The following is a 22,338-nucleotide window of genomic DNA, read 5'->3' as shown; positions in this document are numbered from 1 at the left end:
TCGACCGCGTGCAGTCAATTTGGCATTCTTATGGCTGTTCACCCTGTCCTCGGCTCGGTTTACTGTTGTCTGTCAACTCCAGCTTTACCGGCTTGAGGCAGGGTGAACAACCTATTGGAACATTACACCTAGTGCTGACGTTTGATGACGGCGCGTCCATTCAATTGGAAAATTTTTATACCGTCTATTCCAGAGAAAGCATGCCCACCTTCCAGGTGGACGGCACGGAGATTCCCGGTTCGGAATTCTTTGCCGCCTTGAATGAGGACCTCATGCCTGCCGCGGGTCCCGCCGCAGGCGCGGCGGCCCGCGCGGCCCGCTATAACGAGTTCGGCAACTCCGATCTGATGGACGGCATAAACCACTTGGACGGGCTGGATGCCGGCAGTGACGGCGCTCCCCTGACGACCGCCGCCGTTGCGGCTGTCTCGCCGAACGCCCTCGGCGGTGATGACGCCGCCGTCGTCGGCGCGCCGCTTGAGCACGACACCGTCTCGGTGATCACGGACGATACGGACCTGCGCGACGCGGGCCATACGAGCGTGGCGATGGTGAATGCGGCCGAGCAGCTTGGCGCGGAGTGGAAATTCTCTGGCGAAGGTCTGCCCACAGTTCCCAACGGCGAGCTGAGCGTGGATGCGGACGGTAATCTGATCTATACACAGACGTCCTCTTTCACGGGGCACACCGACAACAGCCTCGCAACAGGTGCTGACGAAACCGCGTTGGCGGGCAGCGTGACAGTGACGGTGGTGAACAGCGTCACCGGCGCAACGGAAGAGATAACCCTGAACATCAATATCAAGGACGACGCGCCCGAACTGACGGTGACGGACGGCACGGCGGACATTGATTCCGGCCAAAAGACGGAAGTGGGCACGTACACACTGGTGCACAGCGCGGACGGCGACACGGTGACGATCAACGGCGTGACGGCGACCGAAGCCAACGGCGCGTACACGGCGACGATTGATGGCGTGGGCACGGTGACGCTGGAAGACGGCAAAGTCTACGTGACCCCGGCTGAGGGCTATATCTCCAAGGGTAACGTGTCGCTGACCATCAATGTGACGGACGCGGACGGCGACAGCCGAAGCGGCAGCGTGACGTTCGACATGAACACGGCGCTCAAAACCGACGCCTTCGAGGTGACCACGCACGACCATGACCTGCTCGGTGCGGCCCACGAGAGCGTGGCGACAGTGAACGCGGCCGATCTTGGCGCGGGCTGGGAGTTCTCGAAAGATCTGCCCGATGTCTCCAACGGCAAGCTGAGCCTGGATGCGAACGGCAACCTGGTCTACACGCAGACGTCCGCTTACACGGGGACGGGGCACAACGTGCACGCGGCCACCAACGAAACCGCGTTGGTGGACAGCGTGACGGTGAAGGTGGTGAACAGCGCCACCGGCCTAACGAAAGAAGTGACCCTGAACATCAATATTGAGGACGACGCGCCCGCACTGACAGTGACGGACGGCACGGCGGACATCAATTCCAGCCAAAAGACGGAAGTGGGCACGTATACACTGGTGCACAGCGCGGACGGCGACACGGTGACGATCAACGGCGTGAAAGCGGACGTAACTGAGAACGGCGCGTACACGGCGAAGATTGCCGACGTGGGCACGGTGACGCTGGAAAACGGCAAGGTCTATGTGGACCCGGTTGCGGGCTATGCCTCCAAGGGTAACGTGTCGCTGACCATCAATGTGACGGACGCGGACGGCGACAGCCGAAGCGGCAGCGTGACGTTCGACATGAACACGGCGCTCAAAACCGACGCCTTCGAGGTGACCACGCACGACCATGACCTGCTCGGTGCGGCCCACGAGAGCGTGGCTACAGTGAACGCGGCCGATCTTGGCGCGGGCTGGGAGTTCTCGAAAGATCTGCCCGATGTCTCCAACGGCAAGCTGAGCCTGGATGCGAACGGCAACCTGGTCTACACGCAGACGTCCGCTTACACGGGGACGGGGCACAACGTGCACGCGGACACTAACGAAACCGCGTTGGTGGACAGCGTGACGGTGACGGTGGTGAACAGCGCCACCGGCCTAACGAAAGAAGTGACCCTGAACATCAATATTGAGGACGACGCGCCCGCACTGACAGTGATAGACGGCACGGCGGACATCAATTCCAGCCAAAAGACGGAAGTGGGCACGTACGACCTGACGCACAGCGGGGACGGCGATCTCGTGACGATCGACCTGACGCACACTGTGAACGGCCGTCTCGTGACGGTCGAAGGTCTGGTCCCATCCGTAGAGCGAGACGGCAGCTACGAGCTGACCATTAAAGGCGTGGGTCTGCTGACGCTGGAAAACGGCAAGGTCTATGTGAAGCCGGAAGCGGGCTATGTCTCCAAGGATGACGTGACGCTGACCATCAATGTGACGGACAGGGACGGCGACAGCGCAAGCGGCACTGTGACGTTCGATATGAACACGGTGCTCAAGACCGACACCTTCGAGGTAACCACGCACGACGCGGACCTGCGCATCGAGGGCCATACGAGTGTGGCGACGGTGAAGGCGGCCGAGCTCGGCGCGGACTGGGAATTCTCGGAGAAGGGTCTGCCCGATGTCCACAATGGCGAGCTGAGCGTGGATGAGCACGGCAACTTGGTCTACACGCAGACGTCCGCGCTGACGGATTCCACCCTGCACAACAAGTACGCCCCCGAAGAGGGCGGTCGTGACGAAACGGCGACGGTGACGCCGCCCGAGGGCGTGAAGGTGACGGTGGTGAACAAAGTCACCCACGAAGAGAAAGAGGTGACCCTGAACATCAAAATCACGGATGACGCGCCCGAACTGACGGTGTCCGATCCCGTCAAGGGAGAAGATCCGGGTACAGCCGGAGACTTCATCGGCGGTGATCCCCTCGTCTTCACCGAGTATACGGAGGCTGGCCGGAAGCTTGGTCCTTCCCTCACGTTTAACGAGGGCGTGAAGGGGCAGGAGGTCACGATTTCCGCCGCGATGGTGCACTACGACGATACATGGAATATCGACTCGATCAGCACCAAGGGCATGACCCTCGGCAATAGCGGCCATACGGTGGAACAGGATCGAGGGCTGACCGTCAACGGTGGTGCGCATAGTCAGGAAATCGGAGCTGAGAAAGGCAGTCACTTCGGCGAAGCGGTAATCATAGATCTGGACGGCCAGGCTTACGGCCTGAACCTCAAGCTCGGCGCGTTCTATTCGGGGAGAGAGCTGGGCAAGCCCAGCCCTGACACCATTTCCGAAAAAGCGCTGATCAGCTTCTACAAGGAAGGCCATTTGGTCCACTCCGAGCTGGTGACCGGCAGAAGTACGGACGGCGAATTCACGTTGAATACGAAGGAGTTTCTGGCCGACGGTTTTGACCGTGTCGTCATCTCCGCCGTCGACAACGGCGAACACAGCGACTTCACCATCCAGTCCGTGGACTTCGTGACCTCCGAACCGGCCATTGCGGTCTATACGGGCACGGTGACGGGCATCAGCGGCGCCGACGGCTTTGCCGAAGGCTATGAGAACGCGACCTTCGACTATAAAGACGGCGAGACTATCAAGGTTTCCGTGAACGGAGGTGAGGCGGTCGAGGCGACGCTGCACATGGAGCAGGGCCGCTCCGGCGGCGGCAGCCTCACGGCCACGGCTCCTGATGGCACGCTGCTTTTCACCGCCATTCTGGACTCCAAGGGCGACTGGACCTTCAAGCAGCACGAAGTGTTCCAGATGGTAGACGCCGATGGCAAGCTTGGCGGCGATTTCCAACTGGAGTTCATCACAAAGGACGGCGACGGCGATATTGCAAACGGTCACGCCACTATTGACCTCGTCGATGAGGTGGTTCTGCCCGAGGTGACAGGCAGCGTGACCTCTTGGGATGGCGACGTGGCTCTGAATACGGATGGCCACTTGCATACGAATGTTCCGCATGACGTGAGTATCAACCTGCCCAACGGCGTGAAGCTGGAGCCCGGGAAGACCTATACAGGCGAATACGGCAAGATCATCGTGGACGCAGACGGCAAGGCCACTTACGAGCAGACCAAAGTTTACAGCCATGATCCGGATCAGAGCCATCAGGAATCTGTCCTGAAACACGGCGCTGAAACCATCACGCTGGAGGCAAAGCTGGGTAACGGGACGTCCGTGCCGGTGGAGGTCACCGTCGATATTAAGGACGACACGCCGCATTTTGACAGCGTGGTTCTGGATGCCGCCGCGGACACAGCCACCCAGATCACCGGCACGCTGCCGAACTTTAGCTTTGGGGCGGATGCGGACGGGTCCCAAGTGCAGGTCACGATCACTCAGAGCAGCACCAGCGGCATGGGTGAGAGCAAGTCCGGTCCGGTGGTAATTCACGGCACGGTTTCCGTTGACGCCCATGGCGACACGCATATTGTTTGGGACGATCCCAGCTTCAGCCTGAAGTCCGACGGCACCTTTGCCTACTTCCGCCCGGCAGAGGATAGGGTCGACGGCAACGCGGACACTTATAAGGTAAGCGTTGCGGTAACTGACGCGGACAACGACACCGTGGAACATTCCGGGACGGTTACCACCACCGTGATCACTGAAACGCAGGTTGGAACGTCCGGTCCCGATGTCCTGTCCGGCCATTCAAACAACGACGTGATCATCGGCGACGAGCCCGGCGGCCTCCAGGTCCATCCCGGGGAAAGCTATAACCTTGCCTTCATCGTGGATACGTCCGGCAGCATGGGGGGGCAGATAAGCGGCGCCCGAAATTCCCTGAACCAGATCGTCCAGCAACTCGCGGATGCCGTGGATCCGGTGAAGCACCCCGGAACTATTCCCGGAACGGTCAATGTCCTGCTGCTCGGTTTTGCAAGCGGAATCACGAAGGAGGTTGCCGTTGATCTGAGCCAGGACCACGCTCTGAACGACTTGCAGAATGCCATCTGGGGCCTGTGGGCATCTGGCGGCACCAACTATGAGCTGGGCCTGAAAACAGCGGGCAACTGGTTCGCTTCCCTGGACAACGACGGCACCAATCAGACGTTCTTCATCACGGACGGGCTGCCGACCTATTATCAGGAAGACTACACCGGCCTGATAGTTGACGATTCGGGGACGGATTCTGATGTCGTCGCAACTGAGATAAACTGGTCCGAGTATAAATGGGGCGAGTCTTTCTCTTTGAGCATCGGTGGGCAGTCCCGTGAGGTCATCGATACAGATGGCAACGTTTACAAATGGACATACAAAGAGGGCAAGCGAGGCGGCCAGTGGCAACATGAGAAGTGCGCCAAAATGACTCCGGATGGGAAGGGCGGCTATGAACCGACCATGCGTGCGGGGAGTGGTGGCTCTACAACCTCCACGACGACGGAAAATAGTCAGCAGGCTTTCGGGGAACTGGTGGAACAGTGCGGTACGGTTACGGCCATCGGCATCGGAGGGAATGTTGACAACCTGGGCGCCTACTCTACCGTGACGCCCATGCAAAATATCAACGGCGCCGATTTGGCCGCCGCCATCCTCGGCGGTAAGGCGGAAGACTACGTTCCCGCTTCGGACACCATTTCCGGCGGGGAAGGCGCGGACATTCTGTTCGGCGACGTGGTCAACTTCCACGGCATCGACGGCAACAACCTGGATGCGCTGCGGGCCTTTGTCACGGCGCAGGCGCTCAAAGACGGGCATCAGATTCCCGCTGAGCTGAGCAACGGCGAGCTTGCCGATCTGATCCGCGAGTATCATGCCGAGATAGCCGGCGCTCTCGACGCCGGGAATAACAAGGGCGGAGATGACGTCATCCACGGCGGCCAGGGCGATGATATCCTGTTCGGCCAGGGCGGCAACGACACGCTGTACGGCGGGGAGGGGAACGATATCCTCCACGGCGGCAGTGGTAACGATCTGCTCTTCGGCGACGGAGACAACGCGCCTGCTGACGCGCATCATCTGCTCAACGACCTGGCCTCGGCGCTGCACACTACTGCCGATCTTCAGAACGTCATGGACGCCATCCATTCTGCGGGTGACACGGAGTTGCAGAATCTCGCCACGACCATGGAAGGTCATGAATCATCTGCCGACGGCAACGACCATCTCTACGGCGGTTCCGGCGACGACGTGCTCTTCGGCATGGGCGGCGACGACCGTCTGTACGGCGGAGATGGTAACGACATACTCTTCGGCGGCTCCGGCGACGACTTCCTCGACGGCGGCGCGGGAGCCGACAAGATCTTCGGCGGTTCCGGCAACGACGTCATCGTCTATGACTCTAGCGACTACCTCGTGGATGGCGGCGAGGGCATTGACTTCCTGGTCGGGGAGGGCGTGAAGGAGATTTTCGACTCCACTGCGGATAAGCCACAGGTAACAGGCATTGAGGTTTACCTTGATACGCACATGGACCTGCGCGGCATGGACGAGTTGTCCGCCAAGCTCGGCATCTCCGTCAATGATGACAACAAGATCAGCGGTCTGGACGCGGCTAACGGCTGGGTACAGGGGGATGACATGGTGTCGCCCGAAGGTGCAGATTATGCGACCTATACGCACTCTTCGGGGGGCGATCATGATGCGACCATTATAGTCGCCAAGGCGGCTATAGAAAACGGAAACGGCTAATCGTCGTGAAACGGGCCGGAGCGGCTTTTGCGGCCGCTCCGGCATTTCCACCCGGAGCGAGCATGCGTATCCTCTTTCTTAACGATGCATTTCCCGGGAGGTTGGGAGCCTTGGCCGCCTGCCTCGCTGCGGATCCGCAACATGAGGTTTTGTTTGCCTCCAGCCACTGTCGGCAGGGATTTTCTTTGCCGGGGGTACGCCGGGTATTACTGAAAAAATCCAAGAACACGAGCACGGGCCAGAACAGGGATGCGTTTGAGCAGGAGTGGAGCTGGGCGTTGAAAGTGGGCAGACTGTCTCTTTCTTCACTGCTCAAACTGCGGGCGATGAACTTTACCCCGGATATGGTTCTGACGGCATCCGCCAAGGGACATGCGTTCTTTGTCAGACAGGTTTTTCCGGAAGCCTTTTACGTTTCCTACCTGGATGACATCTTTTCCCCAACCTGCATTACGGACCGCTATTCGGACAGAGTGTTGCTGCGTCACCTGCTGCAAAGCGGCTGCCTGACGCAAAGCCAGCTTTTTTTTGTCTTCTCACACTGGCAGAAACTTTTTTTCCCCGCATTTGTCAGAAAAGCCATAGAAGTCGTTCCCTTTTTCGCGGATACGGATTTCTTTTGCGCCGAACAGTCCGGACCGTTTTATTGCGGCGAGGTGAATCTTTCCGCCGTGCCGGAGCTGGTGTCCTTCAGCGTAACCGGCGTGAACGCCGAGCGCGGCAAGGTCTTGTGCTTTATGGTCATGGCTCTGCTGCGCCGACGGCCGCACTGCCATGTGTTGTTGAGCGGCGTCGGACCGGAGTTCAAGGCGCGGCTTGATGCGGTTGTTTCCCGTTTGAGCGGCGAAGAGGCCGCCCGCCTGCACTGTGCGGGTTTTTTGCCGTTGCGGGAGTATCGGGATCTGCTCTGCGCGTCCGCCGCGCATATCCGCCTGGATGTCACGGACGGCAGGCTCGGAGAACTGCTTGAAATCATGAGTTGCGAAACGCTGTTGATGACGTTGCCCCACGCCGCTCCCGAGTCCGCCGGGATTCTGCGGCCCGGCGAAAATATGCTCTTCTGCCCGGAAGCCCCGGCGGAAGAGATCTACCGCCGTCTTGAGGAAATGCTGTCAAGGCCGGAGGCGTTCAACACCCTGCGGGCCAATGCCCGCAAAACCGCGCTGGCTTTCCGCCAGCAGGATATTCTGTCACGCCACGCCGTGCGCCTGCTGAAAGCGTACCGGCAGTGGAAGGATGGGGAGCTCTGCAACGTCTCCTGACGCTCTCCGCGTGTGCACCGGGCATGGGGGCCGGCTGTCCCGGCGGCCGGATGATGAATCGGACTGCGTTTGTTGCGGCGACGGGAATATGTTTTTTCGGAAAACTATCTGTCATTTTTATTTTTTCAGTCATGCGCCTTGCTCACATGTTGATGAACGGCATGCTGTTGTGTGCGGAATTGACGGATCCCGCCGGTTCCGGGGCAATGTGGACCATGGTGGTCAGCGTGCTATTAGCATGGAAACCGTCGTAACAAGGCGGTTTCCCGATATTGGAGTGGACCGTGAAACGAGCATCTTTTTTCCTCTCTGTCCTGGCGTGGCTGCTTCCCGTGGTAGCTGTGGCGGCGGAAGCCGCCTACCCCCCCTCCGCCTCCTCCTGGTCAGCCCATTACCATTGAGGATACGGTATACGGCGTTTTACGCATGCACCGCAGCCTGCGGGGCATGCTGGAAAACCGACAGGTGCTGGAACATGAAGTGGATCGGAGCAAGGCCGGTTTCGGTCCGCGCGTCGATGTCACCGGCCGGGCCGGCGGCAGCATTCTGAGCGACTCCACTACCAGGGGGCAGGATCTGGATTCCCAGATGTGGGGCCTGGCCGGGGTCAGCGCCAAGCTGGTGCAACCCATCTGGGACGGCTTCGCCACCCGTTCGCGCGTGCGCAGCGCGCAATCCACCCTGGACTCCGTCAAGCACCGGGTCTTCGATACCGCCACGTCACTTTCCCTGGATGGCGTTATTGCCCATATTGATCTTTTGCGCCGCCGTCGTATCTACGACCTGTCCGAGAAAAATGTGGTCCAGCACAAGGCCATTCTGGGGCAGGCCCAGGACCGCGCCAATCTGGGCGCAGATACGGCGGCCGACGTGAGCCAGGCGCAGTCCCGCCTTGCCCGTGCGCTGTCGAGCCTTTCCGAAGCCAAGGCCGCCCTGCTGGTGGCCGAGGAAACCTATACCCGGCTGACCGGCCTGCCCGCCGTGACCAAGCTCGCGGAGGTGACCATGCCGCCCGAGATATTCAATGGCGCGGAACCGGTCTATGAGCTGGCTCAGAAGCACAATCCGAAGCTGGCCGCCTACATGCAGGACATCCGGGCCGCCAGGGCCGAGCGGGAGCTGGCGGATTCCGCCTTTTATCCCACGTTCAACCTGGAGGCCGGACCGGATTACACTGACCGGGGCGGCAGCAGCGACCGCTGGATTTACAGTTTCGACGTGCTGGGCACCGTGCGGTGGAATATCTTCAACAGCGGGGCCGACCTGGCCGAACGGAAGGCCGCTTCGGCGCGCATTCGGCAGGCGCGGCAGGTAATGTACAACTACAGTGACGACCTGAAGCTGGATATTGAAAGCACCTGGACCAATTATCAGGCCGCTCAGGAACAGTACAAGCACTATTCCAAGGCCATTGAGTACAACAAGTATACCCGCACAGCTTATCTGGAACAGTTTCAGATAGGCAAGCGCAGCCTGTTGGACGTGCTGGACACGGAAAACGAGCTGTACAATTCCTCCACGCAGGCGGAAACCGCACGCGGCAATATCCTGGTGGGCGCATACAGGCTGTGCGCGCTTACCGGCGATTTGCTGCCGCAGATGTCCATCAACACCGGGCCGCTGGGGCAAAACCCTCCGGAAGATAAAGAAGATCCGCGTGAGGCCTTCGCGCCCGGCTGGTTCAACTAAACCGGATGCGATCTTGAGAAAATGCCCAAGGCGCGGCTCCGGGCCGCGCCTTGGGGAGATTGGGGCAACCCTTGATTCCGGTATGGCGGCGCAAGGGGGCGTATAGAGGTGTGCCGACCGCGGACGACACGCCTCTGGCGTCGGTTATGAAATGTGGAATGCGGACTTCGTAATATTGATGCCATACGGTGCGAAGATCGCTAGGAAGTGCATAGACCCGGCGTCCTCAAAACAAGCAGGCGCTCATGACGTATGAAGAATATTCCGCTCTGGCGATGGATGTCAGTGACCGTATCTGCTATATTGCGGATTTCGTCACGCACGACCTTCTATATATCAACCGGAACGGACAGAAACTCTTTGGTCTGCCTGACGGCTCTCCTCAGGGTAAATGTTATCAAATTCTTCATGGCAGGGATTCCGTTTGTCCGTTCTGTACCAACGGGTTCTTATTCCCTGGCCGATTTTATACATGGGAATTCTACAATAGAAAGCTTTCCCGCCATTTCTCCATCCGCGATACCCTGATCGAGCACAATGGTAAAAAATTGCGATTGGAATTATGCGTCGACATAACAGACCACAAGCGTGAGGAGATGAAGCTCAACTCACGCCTGTCTCTGGAAAAAACCCTGACGCATTGCATTTACACCCTGGCTGGAGAAAAAAACGACCGGCACGCTCTGGAGGGCCTGCTCTCCATTGTGGGAGCATATTATAATGCTCAGCGAGTCTACCTCTTTGAATTCCATGAAGCCAAAGGAACCATGGACAATATCTGCGAGTGGTGCAGGGCGGGCGTTCCCCGCGAAATCGATAAGCTGCAAGGCGTTCCCCTGCATTACGCGGCCCGTTGGATCAAGCGTTTCGAAACGGACGGGATCATTGTCATCAACCCGCTTAAGGATGGACGGGCATGGAATTTCATGGCGTATCAGGATGCGGAGCAGCAGGGCATCCATACCCTGATGGCTGTTCCGCTGCTCGCGGGGAAAAAAATCATCGGCTTTCTGGGAGTGGATAATCCCGTTGCCAACGTGGAGGCCACTAGCCTGCTGCGCGCCCTTCCTTTTTTTGTGCAGGACCATCTGGAAAAACTCCGGCTGCTGAGCAACCTGGAGGACATGAGCTATGTGGACAAGCTGACCGGTCTCTATAACCGCAATAAGTACATGGTCGCTCTGGAGGCATTGAAAGACGAACCTTCTTCCCCTGTGGGAATCCTTTTTGCGGATATCAACGGGCTGAAAGCCGCCAACGATACGTACGGCCATGAATTCGGCGACGGGCTCATCAAGCGGGCCGCCGGGATCCTGCACGAACTGTTCCCTTCCGATGTCTTCCGTATCGGCGGCGATGAATTTGTAGTGCTGTCTCGGGGGGCGACCCGCCAGGTTTTTGAAGAAAAAGTCAAGGAATTATACAGACTGAAAAAAAACGAGCCAGATCTCAGCCTGGCCGTGGGCAGCGCGTGGAGTGAAGATAGCCGGGATATTGCCAGGTTGCGTGCGGAGGCTGAAGAGCTGATGTACCAGGAAAAAGAACGCCATCATCTGGCCCGGCGGAGCAATATGCAAGAATATTGCGCGGACAGGGCAATGGCGCTGCAAAAGGATATCACGTCCGGCTGTTTTGTCGTCTATCTGCAGCCGCAGATATCGCTGCGGGACGGGAAACTGATAGGCGCTGAAGCTCTTGTGAGGCGCAAAGACGCCGACGGGAACCTTATTTTTCCCTCGCGCCTTGTTCGTTCCTATGAAAGGCACGGCATTGTCAGGCATCTGGATTTGTTCGTGCTGGAAACCGCCTGTGCCTACCTGGCGCAATTCAAGCAGAAAGGTTGTTCTCTCCCGATCTCGGTGAATCTTTCACATGTGACGCTGAGAGAAGACCAGATTGTGGAAATCATCAAAAAACTCTGTGCAAAGTATGGGGTAAGCCCTTCGTCGCTATGCCTGGAAGTGACGGAAATTATTAAAAATATTGGTGAAAATCAACTTGAAGATCTCGTTTTGCGCTTGCGTGGCGAAGGTTTTTCCATTTCTCTAAGCAATTTTGGTTCCGAATTTTCTTCACTGGCTCTTGTGGGAATAGATTTCAGCGAGATAAAGCTCGCCAAAACCTTGCTCAGACAAATATCAAAATTTTCCGACCAGAGAACCATAGAACGTTTGTTTGATATCTGCCGTCTTGTGAATCATGCAAAAATTCTGGCGGAAGGAATAGAGTCCGAGGAACAAAAAAATCTTTTGATCGAACACCAATGTCTGTATGGTCAAGGCTATCTTTTCTCAAGAGCGATTCCAGTTGATGATTTTTTGCAGATGTATGATGAACATAATAAATCCAGCCGGATTATTTTAACTCCACAGAAGAATTAAAAACATTTCTGCATGCTATAGCTTGAAATGCATCTGACATCTATGAGGAAAGACTTTGTTTATGGGACAGGTAGAATCGTGTTTATATGATTAAATTGCACGCAAGATCCGTGAACGTAGTCGCCTGTGATTGCATTAAAGGAGAAAATAAGAATTTATCAGGTTGAATCGTTGTTTTCAGAAGCGGAACAGAATTGGTACAAAGCCTTCATGGTCAGCCTTGTTGCGGCTGGGCATAATATTTTATTTTTTTCATGACTCATTTCTGCTGCCAGATGGCCTTCACGCTGTAAAAGAAAAAGTGCCGTTCACAGGGTCGCCAAGCCTGAAAATCTTATCAAGCCAGCCATAAAAAAGGAATTGAGCTGGTTGGCTCAATTCCTAAATTTCTGGTGCCGAGGGCGGGACTCGAACCCGCACAGCAATTGCCACTACCCCCTCAAGATAGCGTGTCTACCAGTTCCACCACCTCGGCACGGGTTCCTGATTTATATCAAGGTGGTCTTCTTGGCAAGCATTTTTTACGAGCCGCCCGTTTCCGGCCGAGGGCTTGCGCTCATGCCCGCTTGCGAGTATCAAGGCTGGAGCGGGAGACAGGGCTATGGATGATACGGTACACCATTTTTTGCGCGATGTCGGGCCGGTGCTCTGTCTGGATATCGGCAGCGGCACGCAGGATGCCCTGCTGGCCCGTCCCGGCCTGGAGTATGAGAACTGGCCCCGTTTCGTCCTGCCGTCCCCTGCGCGCATGGTGGCCCAGCGTATCCGCGAGCTGACCCTGCTGCGGCGCGGCCTCTGGCTGCACGGCGGCAATATGGGCGGCGGCTTCAGTCAGGCGTTGCGGGAACATCTGGCCGCAGGTCTGCCGGCGGCGGCCACGCCGGACGCCGCCAGAGCCATTCACGACAATGAAGATGTGGTGCGCGGCATGGGCGTGGAGCTGCGCACGGACTGTCCCCCCAAAAGCGTCCCTGTTTTCCTGACCGACTATGCGCCGGAATTCTGGGCGGGTCTGCTGCATCTTTCCGGTTTGCCGCAGCCGCATCTGGTGTTGGCCGGAGCGCAGGACCACGGCTATCACGCCCACGGCAACCGTCAGGGACGGATGCAGGCCTGGCGCGATCTGCTGGCCGCTTCCGCCGACCCTTCCTCCTGGATGTATCCTGTGCCGCCGCCTTCCCTCACGCGCCTGTGGGCCCTGCATGAGAAAACGGGCGGCCCGGTGGCGGATACCGGAGCCTGCGCCCTGCTGGGCGCGCTCTGCGAGCCGGAGGTGCTGGAGCGCAGCTTCCGGGAGGGCATTACCGTCATCAACGTCGGCAACAGTCATACGGTAGCGGCTCTCGTCTATCAGGGCCAGGTGCGCGGTATTTACGAGCATCATACCGGCATGCGGGATCTGGCTCTTTTGCTGGAGGATTTGAAACAGTTCCGGCTGAGCTGGCTGCCTGCGGAAGAAGTGCGGGCCAGCGGCGGCCACGGCACGGCTTTCGGCCCGTACTGTGAAGAGGCGGGCGGCTACGCGCCCACTTACATCCTCGGACCCCGACGTGCCCTGCTTCAGGGGCAGGGGCGTTTTCTGGCTCCGCACGGCGATATGATGCTGGCCGGTTGTTTTGGTCTGCTCTGGGGCTGGGCGCACGCCAACGCCGCCGCCTGAGTGTGTATTTCCTGCGGCGCTCCACTGTGGGCGCGGCTATCAATTGAGGAGAAGGGTATGGAAGTTTTTGACGCTGCGGAATTGTGGAGCCGAGAACGTATCGCGGAAACCCAGTTGACGCGCCTGAAGGCCACGCTGGCCCAGTCGCGCAAATGCTCTTTTTATCGCGAGCGCCTGGACGAAGCGGGCATCGGCCCGGATTCCATCCGCAGCCTGGACGATTTGCGGCGCATACCCTTTACCACCAAACAGGATCTCCGCTCCCAATATCCCACGGGTCTGCTCTGCGTGCCGCCTTCTGAAATCGTCCGCATGCACTGTTCGAGCGGCACCACGGGCACGCCCGTGGCCATCTGCCATACCCAGAACGACATCAATGCCTGGGCCGATCTCATGGCCCGCTGCATGCATATGGTAGGGGTGCGCCGCGAGGACGTCTTCCAGAACATGTCGGGCTACGGTCTCTTCACGGGCGGGCTGGGCATCCACTTCGGCGCGGAACGCCTGGGCTGCATGACCATCCCCGCCGGACCGGGCAACTCGCGCCGCCAGATCAAGCTGGCCAAGGATTTTCGCACCACAGTGGCCCATATCCTGCCGTCCTACGCCCTGATTCTGGGTGAGCATCTGCGCAATATGGGCGAAGACCCGCGCGATTTCCCCCTGCGCATCGCCCTGGTGGGCGCGGAGCCCTATACCGAGGAGTTCCGCAAGCGCATTGAAGAGCTTTTCGACATGAAGGCCTACAATTCCTACGGCCTTTCGGAAATGAACGGGCCTGGCGTGGGCTTTGAATGCCTGGAGCAGAACGGCCTGCATATCTGGGAAGACGCCTATATTCCCGAAATCGTGGACCCGGACACCGGCGAACCCGTGCCGGACGGCGAGGTGGGGGAACTGGTCATGACCAGCCTCTGCCGCCAGGGCATGCCCATTCTGCGTTACCGCACGCGCGACCTGACCCGCTTTCTGCCGGGTCCATGCGTCTGCGGCCGCGCCCACCGGCGTATGGACCGTATTCTGGGCCGGGCCGACGACATGTTCATCATCAAGGGCGTCAACGTCTACCCCATGCAGATCGAGCAGGTCATTATGACCTTCAAGGAAGTGGGGCAGAGTTATCTGATCCTGCTGGAGAACGACGGCATCGGCGACGTGATGCGGGTGCAGGTGGAAATCCGCGACGAATACTTTGTGGAAGACATGCGCGCGCTACAGAGCCTGCAAAAGGTCATTGCCCAGCGCCTGCGCGATGAAATCCTGGTCACGCCCAGAGTGGAGCTGGTGGAAAGCAACAGCCTGCCCCGCACCGAGGGCAAGGCCGTGCGCGTGCAGGATCTGCGGGCCAAGAAATAGGAATTGACTGGCATGGATTTTCTGCCGTTTCCCATTGCCTATCTTTTGGCAGGCGCGTTCGTCACGCTGCTCTGTTTCGTGCTGCTGCTGAACGTGTTCGGCCTGCCCGCCAACTGGATCGTGCTGGGGCTGGTGGCCTTGTGGAAAATGGCCCATCCCGGCGCGTCCAATCTGGATGTCTGGTTCTGGGTGATGATGGTGGGGCTGGCTCTCATCGGTGAAGCTCTGGAACTGGGCATGCAGATACTCAAGGCCAAGCGGTACGGCTCCAGTTCGTCGGGCACGTTCGCAGGCATGATCGGGGCCATTGCCGGGGCCATTCTGTTGGCGCCGCTCTTTTTCGGCCTGGGCGCGCTGATCGGCGCGCTGGCCGGAGCATGGATCGGCTGCTTTTTTATGGAGCTTGTCAAGGGCAGGCCCATGAAGGAGGCGTTGGACGCGGCCTTCGGGGCCATGATGGGACGCTTTCTGGGTACAGTCTGCAAGTGCGGCGCGGGCGGCGCCATGCTGGCGCTTACCGCCCACCGGATCTGGCCGGAGCCGATGGCCGTGCCTGTCTCGCCGGACAGCCTGGACGGTCCGGCCAAACTGGTGCTGAGCGTGCTGCACCATTTCTGCTGAGGCCTTCATGTTGCTTGACGGCGTGCAAGTTGTTCTGGTCAAGACCCGTTTCCCGGAAAATATCGGTATGGCCGCGCGGGCCTGCGCCAATATGGGCTGCCCCGGCATCCGCCTGGTGGACCCTGAACGCTGGGACCGGGAAAAAGCCGCCCCCTTGGCCACGCCGAAAGGCCAGAACTTGCTGGACAACGTGCTGGTGAGCCCGGATTTGGCCAAAGCCGTGGCTGCAAGCAGCCTGGTGCTGGGCACCACGGCCCGCACCGGCGGCTGGCGGCAGGCGTTGCTCGCGCCCGGTCAGGCCGCGCGGGAAGTGGCGGCGGCCCTGGTGCGCGGCGAAAACGTCTCGCTGGTGTTCGGTCCGGAAGACCGGGGGCTGAATAATGAAGAAATCACCCACTGCCAGCGCCTTGTGACCATTCCCACAGATGCGGCGGCCAGTTCCCTTAATCTGGCTCAGGCTGTTCTGCTGATGCTCTATGAATGCGCCAACGCCGTGCGCGCGACCCGGCTTCCCGATGCGGAAAAAAAGGGCGCGTCAGGCAGCGGCCGCGCCGTCAACGCCGAAGAACAGGAACGGCTGATGGCCGCGCTTAAAGAGATGTTGCTCAGCCTGGATTATCTGCACGGCGACAATCCCGACTACTTTCTGATGCCCTGGCGGCGCATGTTCAGCCGTGCCGGACTCAGACGACACGAGTACGATGCCCTGATGGGTCTGTGCCGACAGGTGCGCCATAAGCTGGGTTAATTTCCCCTTCTTTTCCTCATCCTCCTTTTTCCTCTCTCTATATTACGGTATATCGCTATACGCTTGCGTTGCAGCGATTGAAAAACCGTCGATTCGCTGCATTGCCTTGCTATATTGCTTTATTTCGCATAGATTTGTCATTAAAATAGCATGGTAATGTCATTTTTATTGTGTTATCTAAAGTAATAAATATCACAAACTCTATAAATATCTTTTTAAACTTGCCGATAAAGACTCTGTTGGCGCCTGATTGCGGGCAAGGGCTTTCCTGATACATGAAACATGCGGGAAGCCGCGGGCGGCATTGTCGGCGTAATTCAGAAAAGTTCCAGAAAATTCAGGGAGATGCGATATGAAATCCGCGTTATTGCACTCTTGTCCGCCGAGCATGGAACCGCCGTGGCGTGAAGGTTGAACCGCGCCGTCCGCCGCGCGAAAAGCCGTGCTTGCGGATGGCGGAGAGGCATCGTTCTTTAGAAGTATTCCATTTGCAGAGGGGGACCTATGCGTTTGACCTTGACGCATAAATATGTGGGCTCCTTGTTCGGAGCGTTGATTACATGTTGTGCTGTTGTGCTCTTTGTTTCCATCCATTTTATGAAGGAACCCATAGAAGAAGAACTGGACGGCAACATCCGGCGGATGCAGAACGTCATCCATACCGCCAATGATCTTACGGCCACGCGTTTTGCGCAGAGCGCCATGCTCATGGCCCATGAACAAAATCTGGCGCGCGCCGTGCTTGCCCGTGATCATCAGCAGGTCATGCTTCTGTCGGAACAGGCCATGAAAGAGGCCGGTTCCGATTTTATGACCGTCACGGACGAGAAGGGCACGGTCGTCGGCCGGGGACATTCGAAAAAATGGCAGGACAGTGTCCTGAACCAGGAAACCGTGGTCAAGGCCCTGCAAGGCACGCCCTCGGTGGCCATTGTGGCCGGAACGGTGGTGCCGTTCACCATCCGCGCCAGCCAGCCCATTATTTATGAAGGCAAGCTGGTGGGTACGCTGTCTATCGGCACCTCCCTGGTGACGCCGCCGTATCTGGACTGGCTCAAAAAGCTGAGCGGCATGGATGTGACCATTTTCAAGGGCGATACCCGCGCCATGACCACCATCATGAAGGACGGCAAAAGGGCCGTGGGCACCAAGCTGCAATCCCCGGAGATTGTGGAGGCCGTCTTGCAGCGCGGTGAACTGGTTTTTGCGCAGAACAACATCCTCGGCGTTGCATACAAATCCGCGTACTGGCCGGTCAAGGCGGCGGATGGGACCATTGCGGGCATGTGGTTTGTGGGTATGCCGCTGAACAAGCTGATGGCGCTTGAAAACAAGGCCGTAACAACGGCCTCGTGGGTTGCCGTGGCCCTGCTGGCCGTGCAACTGCTTATTTCCGTGGCGATCGGCCTGCGGGTCAGCGCCCCGGTACGGAAAATCACCCGTTATGTGCGGGATGTGGCGGGCGGCAAGAAAGACGCTGTGCTTGATGTTCACAGCCGCGACGACATGGGCGAGCTGGCCGGATCCTTGCGGGGTATGGTGGAAAAACAGGATCAATTGATGCGGGAATCCGTTGAAAAGGCCGACGAGGCCCGCAAAAAGGCCGAAGAAGCCGCCAATGCCATGGAAGAGGCCCGCCGCGCCCAGCAGCAGGCGGAACAGGCCAAGCGTGACGGCATGATCAGTGCCGCGGGGCAGATTGAAGGCGTGGTGGACAAGCTGAACGTGGCCATCAATGATATCGGCGCGCAGGTGGAGCGGTCCGACGAGGCCCTGAGCCACGCCGCGTCCCGCCTGGCCGAGACGGCCACGGCCATGGAGGAAATGAATTCCAGCGTACTGGAAGTCGCCAAAAATGCCGGGCTTGCGGCGGACGTCTCCACTTCCACCCGGCAAAAGGCCACGGACGGCGCCGCCGTGGTCAGCCAGTCCGTGGCCGGCATTCAGGAAGTGCAAAGCCAATCCCTGGCGCTCAAGGATGATATGGTCCAACTGGATGAACATGCCAAAGCCATCAATCAGATTATGAGTGTTATTTCCGATATCGCGGATCAGACCAATCTGCTGGCGCTCAATGCGGCCATTGAGGCGGCGCGCGCGGGCGAGGGCCGGGCGCGGCTTTGCCGTGGTAGCCGACGAGGTGCGCAAGCTGGCGGAAAAAACCATGACCTCCACCATTGAGGTCAGTAACGCCATCAAGGCCATTCAGGCGAGCACGGACCAAAGCACGCAACAGGTGGAACAAGCCGTGCGGAATATTGCCCAGGCCACGGAATTCTCCAACAAATCCGGTGAATCGCTTCAGGAAATCCTGCAAATGGTGGAGCATACCGCCGATGAGGTGCGCGCCATCGCCACGGCCAGCGAGGAGCAGTCCGCCGCCAGTGAGGAGATCACCAGATCCATTGCCGAGGTCAACAGCATCACCTCATCCACATCCGAGGCCATGCGGGAGGCGGCCAAGGGGCTGGAATCCCTGCGTCGTCGCTCTCAGGATTTGATCCGGCTCATTGATGAGATGAAAAACGCCTGATTGCGTGTTTGTAACATGACCATGAAAAAACCGGCCTCAGAGCCGGTTTTTTCATGCGCGCATCACATGCTTCAGCGGATCTGGAGCGGCAGCAGATTGAACAGCCAGCCCGTCAAGGTGAAGATGACCAGCAATATGCCCAGAAACAGGGCCAGCAATTGCCAGCGCATGACCTGTTTGAGCATGAGCGCTTCCGGCAGGCTGGCCGCCACGGTGCTCATGCAGAAGGCCAGGGTGGTGCCCAGGGGCAGGCCCTTGAGCAGCAGGCTTTCCATCACCGGCACAATGCCCGTGACATTGGTGTACAAGGGGATGCCCAAAGTCACGGCCAAGGGCACGGACCACCACTGGCCCGCGCCCAGATGCGCGGCAAACCAGTCCTGCGGCACATAACCATGCAGCAACGCGCCCAGACCCACACCGATCAGCACCCACAACCAGACCTTGCGGAATATCTTTATGGTTTCAGCCCGGGCAAAGGCGTGGCGCTCCAAAAGGCCGGGCCGGGGCGCATGTCGTGCCCGCAGGCTTGTCAGGCTTCCGCCGGGTTGCCGGGCATCCAGCAGAAAAGGTTGCAGCCAACGCTCCGCGCGCAGGGTATCCATGATGATGCCGCCTAGTATGCCCGCGCCCAGACCCACCAGCACATACAGCAGCGTGAATTTCCAGCCCAGCAGTCCCCAGAGCAGAATCACGGCGATTTCATTGATCAGCGGCGAGGTAATCAGAAATGCCATGGTGATGCCCAGAGGGATATGGGCTGTCGCAAAGCCCAGAAACAGGGGAATACTGGAGCAGGAGCAGAACGGCGTCACCGCGCCGAAGCCCGCGCCCAGCACATAACCCACACCGCGCCCCTTGCCTGTCAGGTAATCCCGTACCTTGTCCGCATGCAGACCGGCCCGCAGCCAGCCGATGCCGTAGACCATCAAAACGAGCAGCAGCAGAATTTTCCCTGTGTCGTAGAAGAAGAATTCCAGCGCCGCGCCGAGTCGCGCGTTGCCTGCGGAGAGCAGCCCGGCCAATTCGCGCGCCAGCGGCAAAGCCGCCGCGTAGGCGGCGCACCAGATGAGCAGTGCCGCCAAGCCGGTGCCGAAATAGCGAAATTTGTTCACCACCTGCGGCGCAGCTTCCCGCACCTTGGAATTGGCGTTTCGGCAGGCGCAGGGGGGAGGCGTGAACAGATCGCGTTTTTTCTCCGAACCGTCAGCGTCAAGCGTCATACCCACTCCCTTATTTTCTTTATTGGCAAATTAGCCAAATAAAATCCCAAAAAATTTTGCTTCGCAACGTTTACTTTTTTTCCAACAGCGGCAATTGTTCGAGAATGCGCCGCCGCACCAGATCGCCGGTGCAGGCCAGAAAGGTTTCCAGACAGCGTAGAGCCAGGCTGTAGTAAATATTGGTTCCCCGCTTTTCCGACGTGACCACACCCGCTTCGCGCAGCACGGCAAGGTGCTTGGAAACAGTGGATACATCGTCGCCCACCAGAGTCTGCAAATCGCAGACGCATTTTTCACCGCCACGCAGGGCATCCACCATCAGCAGGCGGCTGGGATGGCCCAGAGCTTTAAATATTGTGGCCTGTGCCGCGATATAGCGTTTGTGGTGATCCATGTTTTTCTTTGGTTTTTTGGCAAAATATACATACTGTGCCGCGTCGTCAAGGTTCGGCATATAAACTGCGGCCAGTCACCAAAAAGAGGGCCGTGATAGAGTAGGGGAAAAAGAGAGAAGAAAAGCGTGCGGCTACGACGCCAAGCGCCACATAAGCCAGGCCAGATTTTCGCCGAGGTTGCGCATATTGCGCATGCCTTCGTCATCCCGGCGCACGTCGCCGGGGTCCTTGCCGTAGACCATATTCCAGTAGGTGGAACCGGCGAGCGCCACTTCCTTGTTCAGCAGAAAGTGATTCATGCCGTCCACGGCGGTCAGGCCGCCGGCGCGGCGCACAGCGGCCACGGCCGCGCCGGCCTTGTGCCGGAGCAGGCCGGGATTGGTGGCGCAGACCACCCCGGCCCGTTCCAGAAAAGCCTTCATCAGCGCGGAGACGTCCGCCGAATAAACCGGCGAGCCCAGCAGAATACCGTCGGCTTCAAGCATGTCGGTAAAGCACTCGTTGAAGCCGTCGTCAATGGCCACGCAGCGCGCTTTTCCCCTGCAGGCGAAACACCCCAGGCAGCCGCGCAACGGAGCGTCGGCCAGTGAGATGATTTTGCAGTCAATATCCGCCTTGCGCACTTCTTCGCAGACTGTTTCCAGCAGAATGCGCGTATTGCCCTGCTTGCGGGAGCTTCCGTTGAATGCCGCCAGACGCATTTTGTGCCTCGGCCGTTAGACGTTGAACAGGAAGTGCATTACGTCGCCGTCCCGCACCACATAGTCCTTGCCCTCTACCCGCAGCACGCCGTCGGCGCGGCAGGCGGCTTCGCTTTCATGGCTCATGTAGTCCTCGAAGGAAATGACTTCGGCGCGGATGAAGCCGCGTTCGAAATCCGTATGGATCACCCCGGCGGCCTGCGGGGCTTTCCAGCCCTGATGAATGGTCCAGGCGCGCACTTCGTCGGGCCCGGCCGTGAAATAGCTGCACAGACCCAGCGTGGCGTAGCCGGTGCGGATGATCCGTACCAGGCCGCTTTCCTCAATGCCATAGGAAGTCAGCATTTCGGCCTGTTCCTCTTCGGGCAATCCTTGAAGTTCTTCTTCAAGTTTGGCGCAGATGCAGGCAAAGCCCGCCTTGCGTCCGGCGGCCAGAGCACGCAGATCATCCACAAAAGCGTTGCCGTCGGCCACGGCGGCTTCGTCCACATTGGCGCAGTAAATCACGGGCTTGGCCGTGATCAGGCCCAGCTCGCGCCAGGAGGCCAGAAAGGTTTCATTGTCTGGCAGGGCGAAACCGGCGGCGGGCTTGCCGTCGTTCAAATGGGCCAGCAGGCCCTGCATCAACTCGGCGGCGGCTTTGGCGTCCTTGCTGCCCTTGGCCATTTTTTGCAGTTTTTCCAGGCGCTTTTCCACGCTCTGCAAGTCGGCCAGCAAAAGTTCCGTCTCAATGGTTTCCACATCGCGCAGAGGATTCACGCCGCCGTCCACATGGGTGATGTTCTCGTCCTCAAAACAGCGCACTACCTGCACAATGGCCGCGCATTCCCGGATGGTGGCCAGAAACTGGTTGCCCAGTCCCTCGCCCTTGCTGGCGCCGCGCACCAGACCGGCGATATCGATAAAGTCCACGCTGGCGTGGATGGTCTTCTGCGGTTTTGCCTTGGCCGTGAGCGCGTCCACGCGTTTGTCCGGCACGGCTACGGTGGCCTTGTTGGGCTCAATGGTGCAGAAGGGATAATTGGCGGCCTGAGCGTTCTGGGCCTTGGTCAGGGCGTTGAACAGGGTGGATTTGCCCACATTGGGCAGGCCCACGATGCCGATGCTGAGCGACATGGCGACTCCTTGCGTTGTGCTGGGGCGTGCGGCGTAGATGACGAAACC

General features: G+C 58.8%; 14 protein-coding genes and 1 tRNA gene. 10 read left to right on the top strand and 5 right to left on the bottom strand.

Translation table 11 applies throughout. From position 1 onward, the window contains the following. Positions 1–131 precede the first annotated feature (131 nt). The 4 genes from FYJ44_RS14970 to FYJ44_RS13120 all read left to right on the top strand — a co-directional run bounded on the left by FYJ44_RS14970 (position 132) and on the right by FYJ44_RS13120 (position 11,937). Entirely contained in the window at positions 132–6,605 is a 6,474-nt protein-coding gene (locus FYJ44_RS14970) for a VWA domain-containing protein (RefSeq protein ID WP_326833690.1), read from the top strand. 62 nt (positions 6,606–6,667) lie between these two features. Continuing rightward, on the top strand, positions 6,668–7,867 hold the full coding sequence (locus tag FYJ44_RS13130; RefSeq protein WP_154512895.1) for a glycosyltransferase family protein: 1,200 nt from the start codon (positions 6,668–6,670) through the stop codon (positions 7,865–7,867). Between the two features lie 426 nt (positions 7,868–8,293). Next, positions 8,294–9,556, top strand: a complete 1,263-nt coding sequence (locus FYJ44_RS13125) for a TolC family protein (protein WP_229772711.1) — start codon at positions 8,294–8,296, stop codon at positions 9,554–9,556. Positions 9,557–9,801: 245 nt separating this feature from the next. Then, positions 9,802–11,937, top strand: a complete 2,136-nt coding sequence (locus tag FYJ44_RS13120; protein ID WP_154512893.1) for a sensor domain-containing diguanylate cyclase — start codon at positions 9,802–9,804, stop codon at positions 11,935–11,937. A 390-nt stretch (positions 11,938–12,327) separates the two neighbouring features. On the opposite strand, the gene FYJ44_RS13115 is transcribed toward FYJ44_RS13120, so the two are convergent. Beyond that, positions 12,328–12,412, bottom strand: a tRNA-Leu gene (locus FYJ44_RS13115). 126 nt (positions 12,413–12,538) lie between these two features. Between FYJ44_RS13115 and FYJ44_RS13110 the strand changes: the two genes are divergently transcribed. From FYJ44_RS13110 to FYJ44_RS14765, 6 genes are all read left to right on the top strand, one after another. Next, positions 12,539–13,597, top strand: a complete 1,059-nt coding sequence (locus FYJ44_RS13110) for a DUF1786 domain-containing protein (RefSeq protein ID WP_154512891.1) — start codon at positions 12,539–12,541, stop codon at positions 13,595–13,597. Positions 13,598–13,654: 57 nt separating this feature from the next. Continuing rightward, positions 13,655–14,953, top strand: coding sequence for a phenylacetate--CoA ligase family protein (locus FYJ44_RS13105; protein ID WP_154512889.1), 1,299 nt, complete (start codon positions 13,655–13,657; stop codon positions 14,951–14,953). Between the two features lie 12 nt (positions 14,954–14,965). Further along, positions 14,966–15,574 (top strand): DUF456 domain-containing protein, encoded by a 609-nt coding sequence (locus tag FYJ44_RS13100; protein ID WP_154512887.1) that lies wholly within the window; start codon positions 14,966–14,968, stop codon positions 15,572–15,574. A 7-nt stretch (positions 15,575–15,581) separates the two neighbouring features. Beyond that, positions 15,582–16,322 carry an RNA methyltransferase gene (locus FYJ44_RS13095; protein ID WP_154512885.1) on the top strand — a complete coding sequence of 247 codons (741 nt, stop codon included), beginning with the start codon at positions 15,582–15,584 and terminating at the stop codon, positions 16,320–16,322. Between the two features lie 504 nt (positions 16,323–16,826). Next, complete coding sequence (locus FYJ44_RS13090) at positions 16,827–18,503, top strand: methyl-accepting chemotaxis protein (RefSeq protein ID WP_229772710.1); 1,677 nt, start codon at positions 16,827–16,829, stop codon at positions 18,501–18,503. Next, the gene (locus tag FYJ44_RS14765) at positions 18,448–18,855 is read left to right on the top strand and encodes a methyl-accepting chemotaxis protein (RefSeq protein ID WP_326833689.1); all 408 of its coding nucleotides are present in this window, start codon (positions 18,448–18,450) and stop codon (positions 18,853–18,855) included. The genes FYJ44_RS13090 and FYJ44_RS14765 overlap by 56 nt, the downstream gene beginning before the upstream one ends. Positions 18,856–18,926: 71 nt before the next feature. On the opposite strand, the gene FYJ44_RS13085 is transcribed toward FYJ44_RS14765, so the two are convergent. From FYJ44_RS13085 to ychF, 4 genes are all read right to left on the bottom strand, one after another. Next, a complete protein-coding gene (locus tag FYJ44_RS13085; protein ID WP_154512883.1) occupies positions 18,927–20,078 on the bottom strand; it encodes a permease in 1,152 nt (383 codons plus the stop codon). A 70-nt stretch (positions 20,079–20,148) separates the two neighbouring features. Further along, positions 20,149–20,472: an ArsR/SmtB family transcription factor gene (locus tag FYJ44_RS13080; RefSeq protein ID WP_154512881.1), complete on the bottom strand. Its 324-nt coding sequence runs from the start codon at positions 20,470–20,472 to the stop codon at positions 20,149–20,151. A gap of 132 nt (positions 20,473–20,604) precedes the next feature. Continuing rightward, positions 20,605–21,174: a flavodoxin family protein gene (locus tag FYJ44_RS13075; RefSeq protein ID WP_154512879.1), complete on the bottom strand. Its 570-nt coding sequence runs from the start codon at positions 21,172–21,174 to the stop codon at positions 20,605–20,607. A gap of 15 nt (positions 21,175–21,189) precedes the next feature. Then, positions 21,190–22,290: a redox-regulated ATPase YchF gene (gene ychF / locus FYJ44_RS13070; RefSeq protein ID WP_154512877.1), complete on the bottom strand. Its 1,101-nt coding sequence runs from the start codon at positions 22,288–22,290 to the stop codon at positions 21,190–21,192. Positions 22,291–22,338 lie beyond the last annotated feature (48 nt).

The organism is Desulfovibrio porci, from assembly GCF_009696265.1.
Lineage (GTDB): Bacteria > Desulfobacterota > Desulfovibrionia > Desulfovibrionales > Desulfovibrionaceae > Desulfovibrio > Desulfovibrio porci.
Note: the sequence above shows the minus strand (reverse complement) of the source record. Positions and strands in the feature narration are given on the sequence as shown.

What these genes read in the sequence shown, in the direction of transcription:
- FYJ44_RS13110 (WP_154512891.1), top strand. Translation starts at nt 12,539, where the DNA reads ATGGATGATACGGTACACCATTTTTTGCGCGATGTCGGGCCGGTGCTC.
- FYJ44_RS13120 (WP_154512893.1), top strand. Translation starts at nt 9,802, where the DNA reads ATGACGTATGAAGAATATTCCGCTCTGGCGATGGATGTCAGTGACCGT.
- FYJ44_RS13090 (WP_229772710.1), top strand. Translation starts at nt 16,827, where the DNA reads ATGCGTTTGACCTTGACGCATAAATATGTGGGCTCCTTGTTCGGAGCG.
- FYJ44_RS13095 (WP_154512885.1), top strand. Translation starts at nt 15,582, where the DNA reads ATGTTGCTTGACGGCGTGCAAGTTGTTCTGGTCAAGACCCGTTTCCCG.
- FYJ44_RS13105 (WP_154512889.1), top strand. Translation starts at nt 13,655, where the DNA reads ATGGAAGTTTTTGACGCTGCGGAATTGTGGAGCCGAGAACGTATCGCG.
- FYJ44_RS13100 (WP_154512887.1), top strand. Translation starts at nt 14,966, where the DNA reads ATGGATTTTCTGCCGTTTCCCATTGCCTATCTTTTGGCAGGCGCGTTC.
- ychF (WP_154512877.1), bottom strand. Translation starts at nt 22,290, where the DNA reads ATGTCGCTCAGCATCGGCATCGTGGGCCTGCCCAATGTGGGCAAATCC.
- FYJ44_RS13085 (WP_154512883.1), bottom strand. Translation starts at nt 20,078, where the DNA reads ATGACGCTTGACGCTGACGGTTCGGAGAAAAAACGCGATCTGTTCACG.
- FYJ44_RS13125 (WP_229772711.1), top strand. Translation starts at nt 8,294, where the DNA reads ATGCACCGCAGCCTGCGGGGCATGCTGGAAAACCGACAGGTGCTGGAA.
- FYJ44_RS13075 (WP_154512879.1), bottom strand. Translation starts at nt 21,174, where the DNA reads ATGCGTCTGGCGGCATTCAACGGAAGCTCCCGCAAGCAGGGCAATACG.
- FYJ44_RS13080 (WP_154512881.1), bottom strand. Translation starts at nt 20,472, where the DNA reads ATGGATCACCACAAACGCTATATCGCGGCACAGGCCACAATATTTAAA.
- FYJ44_RS13130 (WP_154512895.1), top strand. Translation starts at nt 6,668, where the DNA reads ATGCGTATCCTCTTTCTTAACGATGCATTTCCCGGGAGGTTGGGAGCC.